This window comes from Rickettsia argasii T170-B, from assembly GCF_000965185.1.
GTDB classification, from domain to species: domain Bacteria; phylum Pseudomonadota; class Alphaproteobacteria; order Rickettsiales; family Rickettsiaceae; genus Rickettsia; species Rickettsia rickettsii.
Window position 1 is genome coordinate 1 of record NZ_LAOQ01000007.1, and the last position, 20185, is coordinate 20185.

The following is a 20185-nucleotide window of genomic DNA, read 5'->3' on the forward strand; positions in this document are numbered from 1 at the left end:
CGTAGGTTATTAACCCACCAATTAAATACCTGACTTAAGAGGCATATTTAACATTATCAGCTTGGAATAATTTTTGTATATGTTTAGGATTGTTCTGTAAGCAACGTAAATAAGATTTAAGATTGTGTTTTAACTCATCTTTTGTAAGAGGTATATCTTTTCTATTTACATTGCTTTTTAAGTCATTATTTAAGTATTCATCTGGATTATGTTGTGGAGTATAAGGAGGCAAAAAAAAACAAAGAAATTTTATCTTTATGCTTATTTGTCCAGTTGTATACTTTTTTACTATGATGTACTTTTAAATTGTCTAATATTAAAAAGATCTTCCTTTTTGCATATTTAACTAATCTTCTTAGAAATTCTATAAATATATCTGTTTTTAGTGTATCTTCATATAACATGAACCTTAGTTTTCCATTGTTCGTAACAGTTGATATCATATTTATAGTAAATCGTTTTGATTTATGAATAACTACGGGTGTTTTGCCTTTTAAAGAATAGCTTTGTAACACCTGACATTCTGATTTTATTCCCACTTCATCACCCCAGTGTATTTCTGCTTGTTCCATTTGTGCTTGTTTTACTATTGCAGGATATTTTTCATCTAGCCATACTTGAACTTGTTTTGGCTGTTGTTCATAAGCTAATTTCTTTGGTTTTTGTGCAGTATATCCCCATCTTCTTAAATATTCTCCAATCGTGCTTAATGGTAAAAAGAAACCACAGTATTTTTTAATTAGGGTATTAATAGATTTTCTTGACCATAGTGCAGATTTAATATTGTGATCTTCTGGTCTAGAGTTATTTATATAATCTTGTATTTTTTTACACAGCATTTCGTTTATTATTCTTTTTTCTCCTGTCTTTCTTCCTCTAGACTTTCCAGTTACTGCATATTTATCACCTCTTCTTCTTTTGCTCACCCAGTTATTAATAGTCTGACGTGTTACTCCTATAAGACTTGCTACATCTAATTGTTTTTCTCCTTTATCAATTGCTCTTAATGCAACTTTTCTTAAAGCTGCTTGTGCACTCGTTGATAATGTCCTAAAATCTTCTTTTTTTAGCATGATTTTATTCTAACATTATACTTTAGTATTTGCAATTATTATGTCAGGTATTTAATTGGTGGGTTAATAACGCATCATGGCGCACATGGCAAGCTAAAGCTTCTCCATCTGGAAGATGGAGGTTTGTACCTCCAAAGGGACTATCAAATCAGGGAAATTGAATCAGCAGGTTTTACCATCGAGTCACACAGAATAATTGTTGAAACTATATCCGGATCAATGCCTATAGCACAACGCCAAGGATTTGCAAAGTTACTAGATAAGATGGAGAAAAATGATGTATTGGTGGTAACTAAGCTAGACCGATGAGGACGTGATGCTATTGATGTAAGCATCACAGTTAATAAATTAGAGAAAATAGGAATTAAAGTTCATTATCTTGCACTTGGGGGCGTTGATCTTACCAGTTCAGCTGGAAAAATGACTATGGGAGTAATTGATGCTATTGCTCAATTTGAGCGTGATTTGTTAATAGAGCGTACTCAATCCGGGCTTGCGAGAGCTAAATTACATGGTAAAACTCTCGGACGACCACAAATTTTAACAGAATTACAAAAAAACAGGTTATACAGCAACTACAAGATGACAAAACTATTGCATCTATTGCAAGATATTTTAATACAAACAGGCAAACCATTATGCGTATCAGAAATCATAACCTCTAAACAAACCCAGAATTGTTTAAAACAAATTTATGCTTACTTACCATAAATTTATATGATATAATAATATGATATAATAAGAAGTAACAATGCACAATGGCAGTTTCAAAATTTCTAGACCCTAAAAACGATATCGCCTTCAAGAAAATCTTCGGTTCTGAAAAAAACAAAGATATTCTTATTCATTTTATTAATGACATCATGGAATTTAAAGATGCAGAACAAATACAGGATGTTACTTTCTTAAATCCTGTCCAAGACCCTGATATTGCTTATAAAAAACAATCTCTCATCGATGTCCTTTGTAAAGCTCACAATGGTACGCAAATCATCGTAGAAATGCAAGTCTCCCCTTCTAAAGGCTTTGAGAAAAGAGCTCAATATTATGCTGCTAAAGCTTATTCACGACAACTATCACAAGGACAAAAACAAGACGGTCTCTATGCTAACCTTAAGGAAGTAATCTTTATTGCTATTAGTGATTATATTATCTTCCCTGATAAAGCTGATTATATCTCTCATCATGTAATATTAGATAAAATTACCTTTGAACATGATTTAAAAGATTTTTCTTTTAGTTTTATTGAGCTACCTAAATTTACTATAGATAAAATAGAAGATTTACAAACAATTATTGAAAAATGGTGTTATTTCTTTAAATATGCTGCTAACACAAGTGAAGCTGACCTGCAGAAAATTATAGGTAGTGATCTTGTAGTAGGGCGTGCCTATGAAGCATTAAATCAGTTTAACTGGAATGAAGCAGAACTTCTTGCCTATGAACAAGAAATTAAACGTATCTTGGATAACAAAGCTGTTGAAGATTTCATGATTGAATCCGCTGAAGCTAGAGGTATGCAGATCGGAAAAACTGAAGAAAAAATAGCAATAGCAAGAAACTTAAAAAGATCAGGAGTAGCAATTACGATAATATCTGAATCTACTGGCTTAACTAAAAAGCAAATTGAAGAATTAGATGATTAAATTTAAGTTGAGTTTACTACAAAGTAAGTGCATATTTAAATAACAGACCAGCCATTAGAATTACTAAGAATTAGTTAACCATATTGGTATAGAATGTATTGAATGGCATGACCCAATATGGTTTAATAGACTGCTATATACTAGAAAACTTACGCTATGTTATAGCAAATATGCTAAAAACCCTTCCGAACAAAGTCAGTAAAAGGTAAGTATATGCCTTGTGTGGCTCAGGAACAATATAAAAAAAGGATGCAACAGCAAGAGTTATTAAAAATAGAGAAGTTACCTATTTTGTTAAATTATATCAAAAATGCTATGATTCACAAGAAATGGTCACCGGATGCTATAGCCGGAAAGTTAAAACTGGACAAAAATACAGCTTGTTGTATCAGTACAGAAAGTATATATAGATTCGTCTACACTTCTCCAGTTGCAGCTAAATTAAAGTTATATAGCTATTTACCGTCTAAAAGATATAAAAGGCAAGAAAGGGGGACAAGGCATCAAAGGATCATTATACCACAAAGGATCTCAATACATCAGCGTGATGCAATAGCAATGCAAAAGCTAGAAGTAGGGCATTTTGAGGCAGATCTTACATTTCATAAAGGTAATCAAAGTATGAATATCGGTGTGCTGGTGGATAAAAAGAGTCAAAAGATTATTTTAGTGCTGAATAACTCCAAGAGAGCTAAAACAGTTACCACTGGGTTTTTAAAAAAGATCAAAACTCTGCCAAGTAGTGTTAGAAAGACTATTACTATGGATAATGGCAAAGAGTTTGTAGGGCATCTTGCTTATAGACTATCTGGGTTTCAAACTTTCTTTTGTGATCCATACCGCCCTAGACAAAAAGCACTAGTGGAGAAAATGAATTCTATGATTCATAGAATTTTACCTAAAAATACAGATATTACAACCGTTACACAAAGAGCTCTTGACAATATTGCTGAGATTTTAAATAACATGCCAAGAAAGATTTTTGGTTATAAAACCCCCAATGAAATTTGGGCAGAAAATTTATAGGTTTTGTTCTACTTAGTCCTTGAATTTTCAGTTTTTTATATCTTTTATCAGAGCAATATCTTTTAAAGAATTTACGAATTTGTTGGTTTGAAAAGTGCTCTTTTTCTGCATCTATAATTTCTTTATGAATACCTATAGCTAGAGGTTTGGCTTTCATTGTGAAACATAGAGGGTATTTTGTTTGCAGTAATTTTAAGATTTGTTTGTATTCCTCTTTCCATCTTGTAAGTTTAGCTTTAAGAGCTTCTTGTTGCTCAGCAGTTAATGTTTGGACTTTTGTAGTTTTATTGTTTTGAGAATTAGGTTCGATATCTTTAGTAGATTGAGCATTAGCAGTTTTTTGTTGCAATGCACGCTTATCTATTACTACTACTTGTTTTTGTGGTATCTGAGGTAGAATAGCTTGCACCGGCATTTTAAGCTTTAATGTAGATCTTGCAGTTTGCATAACGTTTTACTACTCATTTCTTAGTTTGTTGATTTCATCAATAGAAAGACCAGTAACTTTAGCAATAAAATCATAATCAGAGCCGGCAGCAAGTATATTCTTTGCTATTTCTATTGATTTATTATATTCTCCTTCAACTTTTCCTCTAGCTTCTCCGATCTGCATACCCTCATTTCTACTGATCTGCATACCTCTAGCTTTGCCTCTAGCTTCAGCTGATTCAATCATAAAATCTTCGACAGCTTTGTTATCCATGATGCGTTTAATTTCCTGCTCATAGGCAAGAAGTTCTGCTTCATTCCAGTTAAACTGATTTAATGCTTCATAGGCACGCCCTACTACAAGATCACTACCTATAATTTTCTGCAGGTCAGCTTCACTTGTGTTAGCAGCATACTTAAAGAAATAGCACCATTTTTCAGTAATAGTTTTTAGGTCTTCAATTTTATCTATATTAAATTTAGGTAGTTCAATAAAGCTAAAAGAGAAATCCTTTAATCATGTTCAAAAGTAATTTATCTAGGATAACATGATGAGAGATATAATCAGTTTATCAGGGAAGATAATATAATCACTAATAGCAATAAAGATACTTCCTTAGGTTAGCATAGAGCCTCTTGTTTTTGTCCTTGGGATAGTTGTCGGAATAGCTTTAGCGCATAATATTGAGCTCTTTTCTCAAAGCCTTTAGAAGGGGAGACTGCATTTCTACGATGATTTGCGTACCATTTTGAGCTTTACAAAGGACATCGACGAGAGATTGTTTTTTATAAGCAATATCAGGGTCTTGGACAGGACTTAAGAAAGTAACATCCTGTATTTGTTCATTATCTTTAAATCCCATGATATCATTAATAAAGTGAATAAGAATGTCTTTGTTCTTTTCAGAACCAAAGATTTTCTTGAAGGCGACATCATTTTTAGGATCGAGGAACTTTGAAACTGCCATGATTAACTACCAATATTTGTATGTGCATTATATTATAGCACAAAATAGAAGATAAGTAAGTTATAAAAATAATCGCATAGATTTTGTTGAGTGATATTCATATTCTCATCTTCCGGGTAAAGGAAGGGTACAATGAGTCTTGTATTAAAGTAGAACCCAGAGTATGGATTCTACTATTTACATTATATAATATAGTTTTTTTTAAGTTACTTTAATTTTTTTAGCTTTACTTTGTTCTTTTTTAGGTATTTTAATAGATAAGATACCATCCTTAAATTGTGCTTCTATATGTTCTTCATCAATATTAGATGGTAAACTAATAGAACGGTAGAAAGACCATAATATCGTTCTTGCATATGATAATTTGATCTTTCTTTTCAGAGATTGTTCTTTTTTACCTTCAATAGTTAGGATGTTACTGTCTATTTTTAGATCAATATTATCTTGTGTGATGCCTGGTAATTCCATTTCTAGATTATACTCAGAGTCATTTTCCATAATATCAGTTCTTGGTGATAACATTCTTTCATTGTAAGAGGAAGGATAAGAAAAAGAAGCTATTTCATTAAAGAAGTTATTAAAGACATCATCATATAACTTTTTTTATTAGGTTCTGTTGACAAAAATTAAAGTTAGGAAGGTGTGATAAAAAAGTTGCCATAGTAAGAAGAAATGGTAGTTTCTAGTTATCAAAAAAAGAACTACCGATATGAAGTATTACATAGAAGAACAAGCATGGGAAGTAATTTTATCATTTTTTAAGGAAAGAAATGGTATACACAACAAAAATGAAGAAAAAATGAGACAGTTTATTGAAGCAATATGGTTTATTGTTAGAACAGGTTGCCAATGGCGTCTTCTACCTGGTGATTATGGTTGTAAGTAATCCAAGGGTAATGAAGAATTTCTGCATATAAGAATCTGATAATTATAGTTAATAATTATTTTATAAGGAGATTGGGGTATGTCATAAGTTCTGTGTAAGTTTGAGTCTTTTGCAATGATTGTGTAAATTATTAATGAGCCTATATTAAGAAGTAATTAAAAATATAGGTAACAGCAATGGAGACAGAGAAGAATAAAAAAATAAATGAAGCAATAGATCTACTAATAGAAGGAGGAGCAGATTTAAAGACAGTACTTAGTCAGAATGGATTAATTAAGGAATTAACTAAGGGTATTTTAGCAAGAGCACTGCAGGCTGAGATGTCAGAGCATTTAGGTTACAGCAAGTATGATAGAGCTGGCACTGAGAATGCGAGGAATGGTAGTTTTAGTAAGAATCTGATCAGTGAGAATGGCTCTATAGAGCTAAATATTCCAAGAGACAGACAAGGTAAGTTTGAGCCGCTAATAGTTTCAAAGAAACAAACAAGAATAGATGGATTAGAGCAAAAGATAATATCCTTATATGCAAAGGGCATGAATTTGTCTGATATTAAAAGCCAATTGCAAGAATTATAAGTAATTTTATGCGGAATCGGTACTATCTTTTTAGGTAGGTTTAATTTTAAAGCTTCCTCTAAAATATAATGCTTGTTCATATTTACGTGCATATTCTCTACATCATAATCTGCTTTAAAGTAATCGGCTGAACTTGTTTTATTCTTCTCTATAATATTGCTGATATTTCTAATGAGTTTAGTTTTATTACCATTACTTCGAGCAAACATTGCGGTAACACCGCCCCACCCGGGTACTAAACCAACTCCAAGTGCCACACACCAAGACCACAAGCTAATAACATGTACAGAGGAATATTTTAAGTGGAGCATGGTTTGCTGTCCCAGCTTTAGTAAATTCTCTAGATCGTGAAAATTCTTATCTTCAATATAAGAAAGAAGAAGTTTTAAATCAGCACCGGCAGAAAAATTATTTCCTTGCGGATAAATATAAAGATTTTTACCATCATTTTCGGCTTTACTTGCTGCTTCTTGTAGTAAATAAAACACCTCATGATTTAAACAATTCATTTTTGTAGTAATAACAAAAATCAAAACATCTTGATAAAGTATTAATTTTGCTGAGCTATTCTCCAATACTATCTGACTTTCTTGTAAAATATCTTTGTGAGAATTAAATTTTTGTTTATCGATTTTTTGATATTCTTTATTGGCTAAATATTGCGGAAGTGGGATATGCATTAAATCGGCATTTTTAATTACCGCATTCCAACCGTTTTTAGCAGTTATAGTTAATAATTCAAATGGACCATATTTCCAGCTGTAACCAAGCTTCATAGCAGCATCGATATCATAAATATTATCCGTAACCGACGGAACTAGACTTGCTAAATAAACATAAAATTCCTTGATAATTGCAGTAAAAAATTTACCGTAAACCGAATCACTTACAAGAAGCGCATCAAGATTAAAATATCTACTTTTTGAACAGGACTATATTATAAGTCGTTTATATTGATAACTTCTTTAATCTTTTTGCCATTTGATACCGATAAACGATAAAATCCACAGTCACCTTTACGTCCAATTAACTGCTTCTTCTATCATCTTATCAAGAACAGGGGTCTTTACATATATTTTATGATAAGCATCATTTGCAGGAAGAGAGGTAAGTAATGAACTTGAAATTAACTTCATTACGTCATACCCGATTAGATCATATAAACCGAAAATTCCGGTACTTGGCAGCCCTAAAAATGTAGTAAATATTTTATCTATAGTAGCAACATCAAGATTCTGACTTATCGCTTTACAGGCTACTAATTCAAGTAAAAAACACCCTACTATATTAGCAATAAAACCAGGCGTATCATTACATTTTACTATAATTTTACCAAGCGTTTTCGTTAAGAACTCTGATACTCTTTCTATTACTTCAGCCTTTATCGTAGGATCTATAATTAACTCAAGCAGTTCCATATTATCTTGGCGGATTGAAGAAATGCGTAATAACGAATCTAGATTTAATATTATCTGATAAATTCTCTTTGAGTCTTTTAAGCGGTAATGTAGAGGTATTAGAAGCAATAATTGCATCTTCTTTAAGATAAGGAATAATTTTATTATATAATTGGTGTTTGATTTCTAACTTCTCAACAATAACTTCAATCACTAAATCACATTCTTTAATTAAATCTAAATCATATTCTAAATTACCGATGGTAATGAAATTTGCTTTATCAGGAAAAGATAAAGGTGGAGGTTTTTGTTTATGCAAATTTTCTTTAGCGGTTTTAACTATTTTATTAGGATCATCGGAATCTTTAGCGATAATATCAAGCAGCACTACTTTATAAGAGGAATTAGCAATTAACGTTGCAATCCCTGAACCCATTACTCCTGCACCGATAACACAAACTTTTTTTATTTCATACGTTACCTTCTGTGTTACCCCGTGGCTTGACCATGGGGTCCAGTTAAAAATACTAAAATTTTTTATTATTTTTTGGATCCCGTGGTCAAGCCACGGGATGACATCGAGTGTGTTTTTCGATATACACAACCACGTCCCCTTGCAATGACGTTATGTCATAGCAACACTTAAGACTTTGACCGACGCCACCCCCAGCTTGTAGTAAAATTTTAGCACATTCATTTACAGTAACAGCAGTGGTAACGACATCATCACCTAATAAGATTTTTTTACTTACAATATTATACTTTGTGTTAAATTTGATACTACCCTTTATATTATTTTTGTGTTGTTTTCGTGAGAGAAAAGTCTGAGACTTAGTCCATTTTGCTTTAGTTAAAATATCAGCTTTTAACATTTTATCGGTAACTTTTACAATTTCCATAGCTAAAATATAAGCAGGATTATACATTCGTAGTAACCTCTGAAAGCTATTCATAGGTACAGGTATGATTAAATCAATATCTTTTATATCCTCACTGCTATATCTATTATATAAAAGCTTAGCAAAGGTCTTAGCAAATATCGTCTTATCTTGATATTTAAACTGATGAACTATTTTTTTGCTATGCTAATTACACTTAAATAAGCTGCGAGCAAACTCATAATTAGGTTTTTTGCTATAACAATTTCCACAAATGCAGTTATCTAAGATTTTTATACTAAATCTTTGTCCACATATACTACAATAGGATCTTGCTATAAATTCTAGCTTCTTCCAACAATCGCTACAAAATTCACCGCTCCCCCTAGTATTTCTGCACCGCTTAAACATCTCTGCGGCAAGATATAATCTATAAGGTAATTATAAGTCTTTATTAACAATTAAAAATCCTCTTGAAGATTCATGGTGTTTAGAAGCATTCGGTGTTGATTGTGATGATGGTGAGCTAGCACCATAACGAACCCCCTTACCGCATGACAAATTCTCTTGCATATGTTGGCTTGCTCATGAGCTTTATTTTGCTCGGGTTTTACTTTATTGCTAACATTTAGAGTTATAAAAGATTGAGATGTTTCTTCTTGTTTACCGTACATTTCTTTTAAATCACCAAATTGCGATTCAATAAAATAACCGACTCCTACTTTTAATGCCGATTTAACTTTTTCAAAATTAGTTTTTTTAGCAGGAGGAGCAAATTCAGGTCTCGCTGCAACCTTTGCTCTAGTTACATTAAAATGCTCTCTTAGCTGCCCCTCACTTAATTGATCAATTTTAGGGGGTATAGTTAAAAATTCTTCTAATGCTTTGGTATCTATTTTTGCTTGCCTTTCTTTTTCAAGCAAGTCTTTCTTATCTTCATAATTTCCTATTGATGTTTTTAAACTATTTATTTTATCTTTTTTATACGCACTAAATTAGCATCTCCTTCACCTATTACATTAGCTCCTCCTCCAATAGCACCTGCTACTAAACCGCCTATAATACCACCTACAGAACTTGCTTGTGCTATTAAAGATACCGTTTCTAAGGTAGTACTCGTATTACTTTTAAAATCTCTTTAGTTCTAGTTGTATTTAATTTTTCAGGTTCAACTTTTTCTTGGTAAATTTTAGGTAATTGAGTATCCAAGACATTTTTAAGTTCAGGGCTATCTTTTGCTTTATCTATTCAAGTAGTAACTACTAACTCTGCTTGCTTCACATAATTAGCTTTAATATTTTCTAAAGTTTTTTCTTTCTATCTAAACGCTTATCTTCTTTTACTTCTAAAGTTTCTTTTCCAACATTGTAAGCAACGGCTGATAAAGAAAGTGCAGCAAGCCCACAACCCCGACGGGAGTAGGATTAAGGACTAACGATACTGCAACGCCGCCAATTCTAGCCACACGTCTTACTGCTTTACTACCTAATGTTTTATATGTTTTCTCTAGAACATTTGCTGCAGTTTCACCACCGGGTAGTGTACTGATTTTATTTAATGCCTTATCGGCTAAACCAGGACTTGGGGGACCTTTTTCTTTAATTTTTGCACCTTGTTGAAGTGTATCAACCAGATCATAAGCTTTTGCTACTTTTTCTCCAACGTTAATTACTCCTTCTACTAATATGAATAGGACTAGAGATAACTTTACTGCCCTCCTGTACCACTTCGATTGCTACTCCACTTGCAGCGATTCCGGCACAAGCAACTTTAGCACCGTAAAGTGCCTTATCCTCTTGCAGCGTTCTTTTTCCTGCTGGCTTATTTCACGATTGCCGTTCTCCTGTGGAGGCTCAAAAGCTTTTGTTTGTGCTGCTTCTAAAAGCTCTACTCTTTCAGGGGTATTTATTGAAGATTTAAGTTTATTATCTTCTGCTGCATTTTTTATTCCTTCTTCAGGAATATTAATAGATGATTTACTGCTTAAATTTTCTTTACTCACGCATATCTCATAAAATTATGTTCTATGTTATTTCACATTCTATGATAATGCTTTTATCGATTCTTGATTACTGGATTCTCACTTTCGCGGGAATGACATCAGAACTAGCTAGAAATGATACAAAAGAACACTCACCTCTTCCCCATCGCATAGCTAGCAATCAAGTTTTTTACAGGTTTAAAATTATTTATCACCTTAAATCCTATTTGTCTTAAACATCTTAAATTTTTGGAATAATTTGAAAAAATATTATTTAACTCATCAGTCAGCTTATACATAATAAAATTATCCTCTTGCCTTAGCTTTTGATATTCTTGTAATGTGCCATTATTACTAACTATCATACTCAAAATCTCTATATCCTTTATGCCCTGATTAAGCCCTTGTCCGGCGAGCGGATGTACTGTGTGGGCAGTGTCGGCAATAAGCACTATACGGTTATGAAAATATCTATTTGCTATACGGGCTTTTAGTGGAAAGCTACTAATCTCACTATCAATAGTAATTTTACCTAGGGAATTACCGGCATTTCTTTGAGTTAAAAACCTCACTTCTTCTACAGGCAAATTAACAATTAAAGCAGCCTGATCAAAAGAAGTTGACCATATTACGGATGAAGCATATTGATCTTTTAAAGGCAGCAAAGCAAAAGGACCAAGCGGCAGGAAATGCTCCATAGCACAATTTTCATGCGGCTTTTCATGCTTAATATTAAATGTAAGAGCAGTTTGATAAGGTTTCTCAATTTCATTAGCAAAGTAATGAGACCTCACTTTTGAATTTGCTCCGTCACATATAATTAATAAATTACACTTAATTTGTTTATCATTAAATTTTATAATCGAGTAGTCATTATGGCTTATAACCTCTTGATATTGATTATTATCAATTAATGTTATCAACGGATTATTAGTTATTTTTGACAATAGCATTTTTTTAAAGTCACTATTCTTAACCACATATCCAAGTACAGCGTCAGCGTCATTTCGTAAGTCTAATATCTCTGAAGCCTTATTATCTACTACATATATGTCTTGCATTTCTGCTACAAACTTCTCAAGCGCCTCCCATATATCAATAGAGAATAAGAAATTTTTAGAATGCGGTGTTAAAGCAGTAGTTCTTATATCTTTAAAAAACTCTGGGCTTTTTACCGATTTACTCTCGAATATAGTAGTTTTTATACCCTTTTGTGCAAAAGAAAGCGCCGTTAACATGCCGCTAAGACCGCATCCTAAAATTACTGTATTAGACATCTTCCCAAACTCTACTTCTAGAGGTAATTTGTGCGTCGATCCGATACTCGCATCCTCACGTACGCTTGTGTACGCTGCGGTGCTGCGTTTCGTGTCTCCTACAAATTCCTCTCTATAAGCGAATTTGGCAAGATGTCTATCAATCTGTTTTGTTTTCATTCGATTCATTTATGAAATATTTTAAATATCCGTTTGTTGCTATAAAGCTTAGAAGAAAATAAATAATTGCTATATCCAAATATGAACTATTGCCTGAGTATAAACCTAAACAACAAATCAATAAACTCACTAAAGTCGTGAAGCTATTTAAAATCAATAAATTTGTAAAAATATCCGTTTTGCTGATAAATAGGTAGGTTATTAAGCAAATAAATAATGCAATAATAATTAAAAAGATGTTAAGCATAATTTTTAAAATCAGTTTTACTGTTGGATACACAATTGTCGTCGTCATTGCGAGGGAATTACGAAGTAATTGACGAAGCAAGCTCAGGAGCTTGTTATTATTTCATGAGATTGCCACGCTTCCTACGGTCGGTCGCTCGCAATGACGACTTGGATATCCTACCCCTCTCATTATATATAATCATTTATAACACTACAAACTGCAAATAAAATTAACTAAAATTCCTTAAATAATTTTAATATTATGTAATCTTAGCCAACCTTTACATTATAAATAGCTATTGTGACAAAAATGTTATAAAAAAATGTTGCTTTCTTTTACATTCGACATTAACGTATATATTTAGGTTCTTACGTACGATTTCTAATGGATTTACTATTTTACGATATTTTTTGCTGCAAATTATAAGATTTTTTTTGAAATATGAATAACTAATTCTTTCAAAAATCTTATTAATTTTCGCTAAAAAATATCGTAAAATAGTAAATCCATTAGAAATCGTACGTAAGAACCTAGTATTAATATTTTTAAGGTAAATTGTAATGTCACAACTAGATGTTTTAATAGTAGATGATGAAGAGAGTATACGAAATCTCATTGCTGCAAATTTGAAAGATGAAGGTTTTAACCCTAAGGTTGCCGCTAATAGTACTCAAGCCCTTAAAATACTTTCCGAAAAACCGGTCTCTGCAGTTATACTTGATATTTGGCTTCAAGGAAGCGAAATTGACGGGCTTGGGATTTTAGAGATAATTAAAAAACGCTATCCTTTAATGCCGGTAATAATTATTAGCGGTCACGGTACTATAGAAACAGCAGTAAATGCTATAAAAATGGGTGCTTACGATTATATAGAAAAACCATTTAATAATGATAAATTAGTTATTTTACTTACAAGAGCTTGTGAAGTAACAAAGTTAAAACGCGAAAATATAGATTTAAAATCAAAGGTTATAGATAAAACTGAATTAGTAGGCGGATGTTCGGTAACTTTAAAATATAAAATGGCAATAGAAAAGGCAGCTAGCTCTAGCAGTCGTATAATGATTCACGGTAAAGTCGGTAGTGGTAAAGAACTTGCAGCAAGATTAATTCATAAACAATCTAAAAGGGCTAATAATCCGTTCATTATTCTCAGCCCTACCTGTATGACTACGGAAAAAATCAATCAAGAATTATTCGGCGAATCGGAAAAGCAGGCAAATAATAAACGCCCTACTATCTTAGAATTTGCCAATAACGGTACTTTATATATAGATGAGGTCAGTAATATTCCTATTCCTATCCAAGTAAAATTATTAAAATTCCTTAAAGATCAAACTATTACAAAACCTTGCGGAAAAAATATTAAAATTGATATAAAAATTATCACCGGTACTTCTAAAAATATACAAGATGAAGTTAATAACGGCAAATTCCTAGAAGATCTATATTATCGCCTTAATGTATCCTCTCTAAAAGTACCTTCATTATATGAAAGAAAAGAAGATATACCGCTACTCGTTAAGTATTTTGTTAAGCAACTTTCAAAATTTTCAGGTTTAAAAGAACGTAGCTTTGCCGATGAAACTATTGCTGCTCTTCAATCCTATGAATGGCCGGGCAATATTAGACAATTACGTAACGTTGTTGAATGGACTTTAATTATGAATCCGTTAACTACAGGTAATAATGAAATTATCAAACCTTATATGATACCTTCTGAAATATTAGCAAATAGTACTAATCTTACAAAACTTGAAGATAGCTTTGATATGTTATCTATGACGCTTAGAGAAGCTAGAGAAGTTTTTGAGCGTCAATATCTATCGGCACAAATGAGTCGTTTTAATAATAATATTTCAAAAACATCCTCATTTGTCGGTATGGAAAGATCGGCTTTGCATCGTAAATTAAAATTATTAAGCTTACATATACCTCCTACAAATAGAATAAACGAAGAAGAATATGAGGAAGCAAATGCTTAAAGTCATATCAATAATTACGATTTATTTGTTATTAAGTAGCTGCTCCGAATCTACTCATGATGCGAACGGATTACTGACGGATAGCCAAAGCACGGTAATTCGGAATTATATAATATCACAAAATGCTAAAAACCTTAAAGTGAACCTTAAAGAGAAGTTCGGTTCAAATTTAAAAGGAGTAAAATTAATAGGAGTACAGCTAATAAATGAAGATTTATCAGGAATAGATTTGACTTCCTGCGAAATATTACGTGTTGATTTTGCAGGTAGCAATTTAGACAAAGCAATACTTACAAATGCTATAATTCAAGAAAGTAATTTTGCAGATTCGGTAATAAAAAATATTTCCGGATATAATTCTGACTTTCAAGGTTCAATTTTTCACAATATAACATTACAAAATACAAATTTTGTTCAATCAAATTTTAGCGATACTGCTTTTAATAAAACTACTATAATAAATGTCAACTTTGAAAATTCTAAATTTAGTCATGTATTATGGAGCAATAATACTATCAACGGTGTTAATTTTCAAAAAGCTAACCTAAAGAATAATAGCTTTAAAAATACTAATATAACAAATTCAATATTTTACGGTACGGATTTAGAAAAAAGTGTAATAAATAATACCAATTTTACTAATAATTATTTTGAATCTAGCAACCTAAGTCAAACTACATTAACAGCAGTAATAATTAAGGATTCTAACTTCACACAAAGTATTTTTAATGAAGTAAATTTTAATAACGTACAAAGTAATAACTCTTGCTTTTCATACGCTTCTTTTCAAGATTCAACATTACAAAATATTAGCCTTACTAAATGTGATTTACAAAATAGTACAATTAGTAGTTCAGTTTTAAATCATTTTAAAATCGATAATGCAATATTAAATAATATGAGTCTCAACGATAATAAATTTAATAATTTATCAATAAAAAATAGTAATGCTAATTTTGTAAGGATTAATAAAACTAAAGGCTCAAATATTACTTTAGATAATATTAGCTATACTAATAACATTTTTAGCAATAATGATTTTAAACAATTTATAGTGATTAATACTGACTTAAACAGCAGTGAAATAATAAACTCAAATATAACTAACGGACAATTTAATAATATAAATTTCTCTAAATCTTTAATACAAAACGTAAATTTTTCAGATGTTAAAATTACTTTAGGCAATTTAAACCAAGTAGCTCTAATAAATTCCAATCTAACAAATACTGCGGTTATTAATTCCGTCCTTTCTAATTCGCAAATAAATAATATTAACTACCAAGCGTATTCCGGTTTTATTAATACTAATATTTCTAATAATATTATTTTAAATAGTGATAATTCGAGCAAAATTCTACCAAATAATATAGTAATAAGTTCGGTAAAAGATTTGCAAAAAATAACTCACTTAGCAAATATGAATTTAACAAATTTTGACTTGAGCAACTTAATATTTGATAGAGTAGATTTTTCAAATAGTATCTTTAAAAATGCTAACCTAACAAATACGGTAATAAAAAATTCTATTTTAAAAGAGGCTAATTTTTCTGCAGCAATACTTACTAAAACAGATTTTTCAAACTCAATATTAACAGATAGTATATTTAAATTAGCTAAAATTGATCAGGCGGGCTTTAATAACTCCGACCTAACAAATGCCGATTTTACCGAAGCAGCAATTAAAGATACTTCGTTTGATAAAGCTAAGACAAGCGGAATGAACGTAGTAGAATAATCTTTAAATACCTTGGTCCTTATACGAACATTCAGTATGTCATCCCCGCGTGGCATTGTTGCGTGGATCAGTAAATGCTCTTTATGTCATTCCCGCGAAAGCGGGAATCCAGTAAAACATATAAAAAATTTTTTATATGCTTATTTTGTTAAAGGTATAATTTTGTCCAATATTTAAGGGTTATTTTTCTAGATGCCTGCTTTCACAGGAATAACATAACATTTACCTTTGGTTGCTCTTGGAAGACCTTGCTTTATTAGTAGGAGTATTAGACGGTGTAAATGAATTATTATTTATAAAAGTAGTAGGACTTTGCTGCTTCATTCTATTAATAATTTGTTGTTGTTTAAGAGTATTTATCTTTTGTTTTCCGGCTATCCTTATAGATTTAGTAATTTTGGCAGTTTCTACAAATATTTCCTTAGGAGTTTGCAGCTGATCAATTCGCTCATAATGTTTTTTAAGAAACTCTTCTTTTATCTTTGGCTTTATTCCTTTCAAATCAACATATGTTCTATATAACTTCTTTAATTTTATTTGTTGCTTGGAAGATTTGTGAGGAAGTGATTTAATCGAATTAACAAGACTACTACCTATTTCTTTTATAATATTAACTGCAGGCGAAGCTATTTTCTTTATTCCTTCATAAATTTTACCTAACCCACTAGCAATAACATCTAATAGTTTAGGCACATATTCTTTAGATATAGGGGGTATATCCCTAATAATATCTCTCGCTTCAGTTAGATTATTAGCTAAATGGAGTAATGCTTTTTTCTCCTCTAACTCGGTAGAGCGATTAGCATATGAACTAGCTATATCTGCCTGAGCATCTATAGTATCGGTAATTATTGATTTAGTATCATTAAAAGAAAGATCTATAGGTGTCTTTTTTTGTGTTATAGGACTGTCTTCTCTTAATTTATCTAGCCTATCACGTATTGCTTGGTCTTTTTGATCATTAAGGCTTTTACTTTTTTGTTCTAGTTTAAGCTCAGATTGCAGCTGCTCAATTAGATTGTCTACTTCATTACCAGATTTTTTTATGGGGATATAAGGTCTATCTTGGAGCTTTGCAAACCTTTCTTCTAATTCTTCAAGTGATGGAGGAGTACCTTTAAGTTTTGCTAGTCTTTCCTCTAATTCTTTTATTATTTGATCGTCCTGCTTTTTCTTAGACATATATATACCTCTATAATAATTCCTAAGTTTTGTAAAAGAAAATTAATAAGATTTTTGCAATAATAGTTATTCCTATTTCAAAAAAATCTTATGATTTACAACAAAAAATAGATTAATTTAATTTTCCGTATGCAAAGCCTAGTTATTAATAACACAAACTACTAACTAAAATAAAGTATTTTTTGATATGAGTTAAGATATAATTATATAAAGCTAGCATTACCCGCATGGATCAGTTTTGCCATCTTGTAACCTATCTTTAATTAATAACACATTACGACACATAATAGCACAAACTACAAACTGAAAAAAGCTATAAATACTTATCCAACACTTCCGACATAATTTTACGAGCTACAGGGGCGGCGGCTTTACTACCGCATCCGCCATGATCAATAAAGACGGTAACGGAATAACTAGGATCGTGATAAGGAGCGAAGCCTAAGAACAAGGCATGATTACGCCTCTCCCAAGCAATAGATTTACGGCTTAAATCATCTTTAGCATTTAGTTTGCCTTGCACCTGCGCAGTACCGGTTTTACCAGCGAGCTGCCTATTTTTGCCTAAAATTCTATTATAATACGCCGTACCTCCCGCAACGTTAACGGTATTATACAAACTTTCTTGGATTATTGTGATATTTTCGGGCTTAATATTGACATTATAAAATTCCGGATCATTTTTTAATATTCTAGGCGTATACAGTTTACCGTTACTTGCAATAGCTGTAATAAACCTTGCAAGCTGCATCGGCGTTACCCCTAGAAACCCCTGTCCGATTGCTAAATTAAAACTATCTCCTATTGACCAAGGAAGCTTTAATTTTTTCTTTTTCCACTCTTTTGACGGTACAAACCCGCTACTTTCAGGAGCTAAATCAATACCGGTTTTTGAGCCGAGGCCAAATTCTCTTGCAACTTCAAGAATTTTATCCGGACCTACTATTCTTGCTAATTCATACATATAAATATTACAAGAATGCTTTAAAGCAGACATCATATCTAACGTTCCGTGTCCGCTATGATTCCAACATCTAAAGCTATTAGTACCAAGAGCAGATCTACCGTCGCAAAAAACGGTTTTATTAGGATTAATGCCTACTTCAAGGGCTGCAAGTACGGTAATTATTTTAAAAACCGAGCCTGGAGGATAAGAATTTTGTATTACCTTATTAATTAAAGGCTTATAAGGATCACTCATTAAACTTTGCCAATAATTTTCCGATAATTTACTGAAATGATTTGATTCAAAACCCGGGGTGGAAGCACAAATTAGTACATTTCCGGTTTTAGTATCCATAACTATTGCCGAAGAACCTTTAGGATGTAAATATTGCTGGATATTTTGCTGAAGAGACGCATCGATATTTAAATGCATATCTTCACCCGATTTAGTAGGGGTTCCTGCTATTTCTCTTACCTGCTTACCGTAAGCGTTTACTTCAACTTTTTTATAACCAAATGCTCCTCTTAGTTTGTTATCGTAATATTTTTCAATACCGGATTTACCGATATTAAAATTGCTTAAACTATGTATATTTAATTCCTGCTTCTCTTGCTCATTTATTTGACCAAGATAACCGATTAAATGAGAAGTAATGCTTGAAAAAGGATAAAACCTTAAATAACCTATATCAATAAATATTGAAGCGAGTTTATGCTTTTGTTCTTCAATCATTGATACTTGCTGCCAATCAAGCTGATCAAATATTATTAAAGGAGTGTGACGACTAGATTTTTTAATTTTTTGCTTAATATAATTATATTTTTCCGGAGATAAATTTAGAATATTACTAATTATTTCTAATTCATCCCTATAATTATTATTAATGCTCCTATCTATTACTAGCTGATAACATGGTTTATTAGTAGCTAAAATATTGCCGTCTAAATCGTAAATTCTTCCTCTAGTCGGTGGCAGTACAACGAAATTAATACGATTCTTATCCGATAAAGTCTTATATTCTTCACTTTTAATAAGCTGTAAATAAAACATTCTTATTCCAAGCAACGATAAAAATCCGAGTTTACCTAATCCGATTATAAAGGCTCTTCGTGAAATTAACTCACCATGTAGTATTTTCTTATTTAGCATACTTTTTAAAGTAATTCATAGGAGAGTCAAGTATAAGACGAATTATATTATAAGAAAATATAGTTGTTAAAAATTGAAAGAAAATTATTAAATATCCGTCTGCTTCTAGCTTCTTGATTGTTATTAGTAAATATTTAAAATTCAATATAAATAAACAATAAATGCAAAAAATAATGAAATTTATTAAATAGTTTTTAGCTACAAAATATTTTGAAGATAATTTATAAATCGTATATGCCGATAAAAAAACTAGCGAATTTGTACCGATAGGCATACCACTTATTTGATCTATAAATAGACCGAAAAAAAATATGTTAAAAATATTTAAGGAATATAACGACATAAAATAATAAATAAATATAATTTCCATCGCCGGAAAGATTCTGCTTTGAATATTTATTTTATAACTCACTAACGGAAATAATATTATAAAAAAACATAGCAAAGCAAACAGCAATTTTAATATTATTTGTAAGCTATTTTTATATATTTCCTGTTTTATCTTTAACATAAATAGTTTTTTGTTATATAGTTTTGTACTGTGTCATCCCGCGACTTGATCGGCAATTAGGTTGTCATCCCACGACTTGATCGCGGGATCTATATAAACAACATTTTGTGTGGTCATTTTTACTGGACCCCGTGGTCAAACCACGGG

Annotated in this window: 18 protein-coding genes and 4 pseudogenes; 7 read left to right on the forward strand and 15 right to left on the reverse strand. The window is 31.4% G+C overall.

All coding sequences use genetic code 11. From position 1 onward, the window contains the following. Positions 1-206 precede the first annotated feature (206 nt). Positions 207-1073: an IS630 family transposase gene (locus RAT170B_RS06760; protein ID WP_052691994.1), complete on the reverse strand. Its 867-nt coding sequence runs from the start codon at positions 1071-1073 to the stop codon at positions 207-209. 123 nt (positions 1074-1196) lie between these two features. On the opposite strand from RAT170B_RS06760, the pseudogene RAT170B_RS06765 reads away from it, so the two are divergent. The 3 genes and pseudogenes from RAT170B_RS06765 to RAT170B_RS06775 all read left to right on the forward strand — a co-directional run bounded on the left by RAT170B_RS06765 (position 1197) and on the right by RAT170B_RS06775 (position 3745). Then, positions 1197-1784: pseudogene (locus tag RAT170B_RS06765) on the forward strand (recombinase family protein). Between the two features lie 47 nt (positions 1785-1831). Then, complete coding sequence (locus RAT170B_RS06770) at positions 1832-2719, forward strand: Rpn family recombination-promoting nuclease/putative transposase (protein WP_045805956.1); 888 nt, start codon at positions 1832-1834, stop codon at positions 2717-2719. A 213-nt stretch (positions 2720-2932) separates the two neighbouring features. After that, positions 2933-3745: an IS30 family transposase gene (locus RAT170B_RS06775; RefSeq protein ID WP_045805957.1), complete on the forward strand. Its 813-nt coding sequence runs from the start codon at positions 2933-2935 to the stop codon at positions 3743-3745. Here the strand turns inward: RAT170B_RS06775 and RAT170B_RS06780 are convergent. From RAT170B_RS06780 to RAT170B_RS06795, 3 genes and pseudogenes are all read right to left on the reverse strand, one after another. Next, a complete protein-coding gene (locus RAT170B_RS06780; RefSeq protein ID WP_045805958.1) occupies positions 3642-4193 on the reverse strand; it encodes a ProQ/FINO family protein in 552 nt (183 codons plus the stop codon). The genes RAT170B_RS06775 and RAT170B_RS06780 overlap by 104 nt on opposite strands. Positions 4194-4202: 9 nt before the next feature. After that, positions 4203-5142 (reverse strand): annotated as a pseudogene (locus RAT170B_RS12475) (Rpn family recombination-promoting nuclease/putative transposase). A gap of 201 nt (positions 5143-5343) precedes the next feature. Next, positions 5344-5640, reverse strand: a complete 297-nt coding sequence (locus RAT170B_RS06795; RefSeq protein ID WP_186786305.1) for an Hsp20/alpha crystallin family protein — start codon at positions 5638-5640, stop codon at positions 5344-5346. A 211-nt stretch (positions 5641-5851) separates the two neighbouring features. Here RAT170B_RS06795 and RAT170B_RS09220 point away from each other — a divergent pair, with 211 nt between their 5' ends. Together RAT170B_RS09220 and RAT170B_RS12480 are read left to right on the forward strand one after the other, a co-directional pair. Next, complete coding sequence (locus tag RAT170B_RS09220; protein ID WP_082068707.1) at positions 5852-6028, forward strand: IS5 family transposase; 177 nt, start codon at positions 5852-5854, stop codon at positions 6026-6028. A 176-nt stretch (positions 6029-6204) separates the two neighbouring features. Next, positions 6205-6606, forward strand: coding sequence for a transposase (locus RAT170B_RS12480; protein WP_082068708.1), 402 nt, complete (start codon positions 6205-6207; stop codon positions 6604-6606). Here RAT170B_RS12480 and RAT170B_RS12275 read toward each other — a convergent pair. From RAT170B_RS12275 to RAT170B_RS06840, 8 genes and pseudogenes are all read right to left on the reverse strand, one after another. Next, a pseudogene (locus RAT170B_RS12275) lies at positions 6591-8439 on the reverse strand (3-hydroxyacyl-CoA dehydrogenase NAD-binding domain-containing protein); the annotation flags it as partial. The gene RAT170B_RS12480 and the pseudogene RAT170B_RS12275 sit on opposite strands and share 16 nt — an antisense overlap. Positions 8440-8563: 124 nt before the next feature. Next, positions 8564-8929 carry a ComF family protein gene (locus RAT170B_RS06815; protein WP_045805980.1) on the reverse strand — a complete coding sequence of 122 codons (366 nt, stop codon included), beginning with the start codon at positions 8927-8929 and terminating at the stop codon, positions 8564-8566. 159 nt (positions 8930-9088) lie between these two features. Then, complete coding sequence (locus RAT170B_RS11825; protein WP_261368773.1) at positions 9089-9220, reverse strand: hypothetical protein; 132 nt, start codon at positions 9218-9220, stop codon at positions 9089-9091. 122 nt (positions 9221-9342) lie between these two features. Next, on the reverse strand, positions 9343-9804 hold the full coding sequence (locus RAT170B_RS06820) for a hypothetical protein (RefSeq protein WP_045805962.1): 462 nt from the start codon (positions 9802-9804) through the stop codon (positions 9343-9345). A 378-nt stretch (positions 9805-10182) separates the two neighbouring features. Beyond that, positions 10183-10484 (reverse strand): annotated as a pseudogene (locus RAT170B_RS12280) (hypothetical protein). 132 nt (positions 10485-10616) lie between these two features. Next, positions 10617-10883 carry a hypothetical protein gene (locus tag RAT170B_RS06830; protein ID WP_045805963.1) on the reverse strand — a complete coding sequence of 89 codons (267 nt, stop codon included), beginning with the start codon at positions 10881-10883 and terminating at the stop codon, positions 10617-10619. A 131-nt stretch (positions 10884-11014) separates the two neighbouring features. Next, positions 11015-12298, reverse strand: a complete 1284-nt coding sequence (gene ubiH / locus RAT170B_RS06835; protein WP_045805964.1) for a 2-octaprenyl-6-methoxyphenyl hydroxylase — start codon at positions 12296-12298, stop codon at positions 11015-11017. Continuing rightward, positions 12279-12545, reverse strand: a complete 267-nt coding sequence (locus tag RAT170B_RS06840; protein WP_014014489.1) for a monovalent cation/H+ antiporter complex subunit F — start codon at positions 12543-12545, stop codon at positions 12279-12281. The genes ubiH and RAT170B_RS06840 overlap by 20 nt, the downstream gene beginning before the upstream one ends. 542 nt (positions 12546-13087) lie before the next feature. Between RAT170B_RS06840 and RAT170B_RS06845 the strand changes: the two genes are divergently transcribed. After that, positions 13088-14512 (forward strand): sigma-54-dependent transcriptional regulator, encoded by a 1425-nt coding sequence (locus RAT170B_RS06845; RefSeq protein ID WP_045805965.1) that lies wholly within the window; start codon positions 13088-13090, stop codon positions 14510-14512. Further along, complete coding sequence (locus tag RAT170B_RS06850) at positions 14505-16250, forward strand: pentapeptide repeat-containing protein (RefSeq protein ID WP_045805966.1); 1746 nt, start codon at positions 14505-14507, stop codon at positions 16248-16250. The genes RAT170B_RS06845 and RAT170B_RS06850 overlap by 8 nt, the downstream gene beginning before the upstream one ends. A 222-nt stretch (positions 16251-16472) precedes the next feature. Here the strand turns inward: RAT170B_RS06850 and RAT170B_RS06855 are convergent, their stop codons facing one another. The 3 genes from RAT170B_RS06855 to RAT170B_RS06865 form a co-directional block, all read right to left on the reverse strand. Beyond that, entirely contained in the window at positions 16473-17432 is a 960-nt protein-coding gene (locus RAT170B_RS06855; RefSeq protein ID WP_045805967.1) for a hypothetical protein, read from the reverse strand. Between the two features lie 313 nt (positions 17433-17745). Then, positions 17746-19527, reverse strand: a complete 1782-nt coding sequence (gene mrdA / locus RAT170B_RS06860; protein ID WP_045805968.1) for a penicillin-binding protein 2 — start codon at positions 19525-19527, stop codon at positions 17746-17748. Next, a complete protein-coding gene (locus RAT170B_RS06865; RefSeq protein ID WP_045805969.1) occupies positions 19517-20038 on the reverse strand; it encodes a hypothetical protein in 522 nt (173 codons plus the stop codon). The genes mrdA and RAT170B_RS06865 overlap by 11 nt, the downstream gene beginning before the upstream one ends. Positions 20039-20185 lie beyond the last annotated feature (147 nt).

Coding starts and splice junctions, on each gene's coding strand:
- RAT170B_RS09220 (WP_082068707.1), top strand. CDS start 5,852: ATGAAGTATTACATAGAAGAACAAGCATGGGAAGTAATTTTATCATTT.
- RAT170B_RS06815 (WP_045805980.1), bottom strand. CDS start 8,929: ATGTATAATCCTGCTTATATTTTAGCTATGGAAATTGTAAAAGTTACC.
- RAT170B_RS06770 (WP_045805956.1), top strand. CDS start 1,832: ATGGCAGTTTCAAAATTTCTAGACCCTAAAAACGATATCGCCTTCAAG.
- RAT170B_RS06760 (WP_052691994.1), bottom strand. CDS start 1,073: ATGCTAAAAAAAGAAGATTTTAGGACATTATCAACGAGTGCACAAGCA.
- RAT170B_RS06855 (WP_045805967.1), bottom strand. CDS start 17,432: ATGTCTAAGAAAAAGCAGGACGATCAAATAATAAAAGAATTAGAGGAA.
- RAT170B_RS06775 (WP_045805957.1), top strand. CDS start 2,933: ATGCCTTGTGTGGCTCAGGAACAATATAAAAAAAGGATGCAACAGCAA.
- RAT170B_RS06845 (WP_045805965.1), top strand. CDS start 13,088: ATGTCACAACTAGATGTTTTAATAGTAGATGATGAAGAGAGTATACGA.
- RAT170B_RS06780 (WP_045805958.1), bottom strand. CDS start 4,193: ATGCAAACTGCAAGATCTACATTAAAGCTTAAAATGCCGGTGCAAGCT.
- mrdA (WP_045805968.1), bottom strand. CDS start 19,527: ATGCTAAATAAGAAAATACTACATGGTGAGTTAATTTCACGAAGAGCC.
- RAT170B_RS12480 (WP_082068708.1), top strand. CDS start 6,205: ATGGAGACAGAGAAGAATAAAAAAATAAATGAAGCAATAGATCTACTA.
- RAT170B_RS06850 (WP_045805966.1), top strand. CDS start 14,505: ATGCTTAAAGTCATATCAATAATTACGATTTATTTGTTATTAAGTAGC.
- RAT170B_RS06840 (WP_014014489.1), bottom strand. CDS start 12,545: ATGCTTAACATCTTTTTAATTATTATTGCATTATTTATTTGCTTAATA.
- RAT170B_RS06795 (WP_186786305.1), bottom strand. CDS start 5,640: ATGGAAAATGACTCTGAGTATAATCTAGAAATGGAATTACCAGGCATC.
- ubiH (WP_045805964.1), bottom strand. CDS start 12,298: ATGAAAACAAAACAGATTGATAGACATCTTGCCAAATTCGCTTATAGA.
- RAT170B_RS06865 (WP_045805969.1), bottom strand. CDS start 20,038: ATGTTAAAGATAAAACAGGAAATATATAAAAATAGCTTACAAATAATA.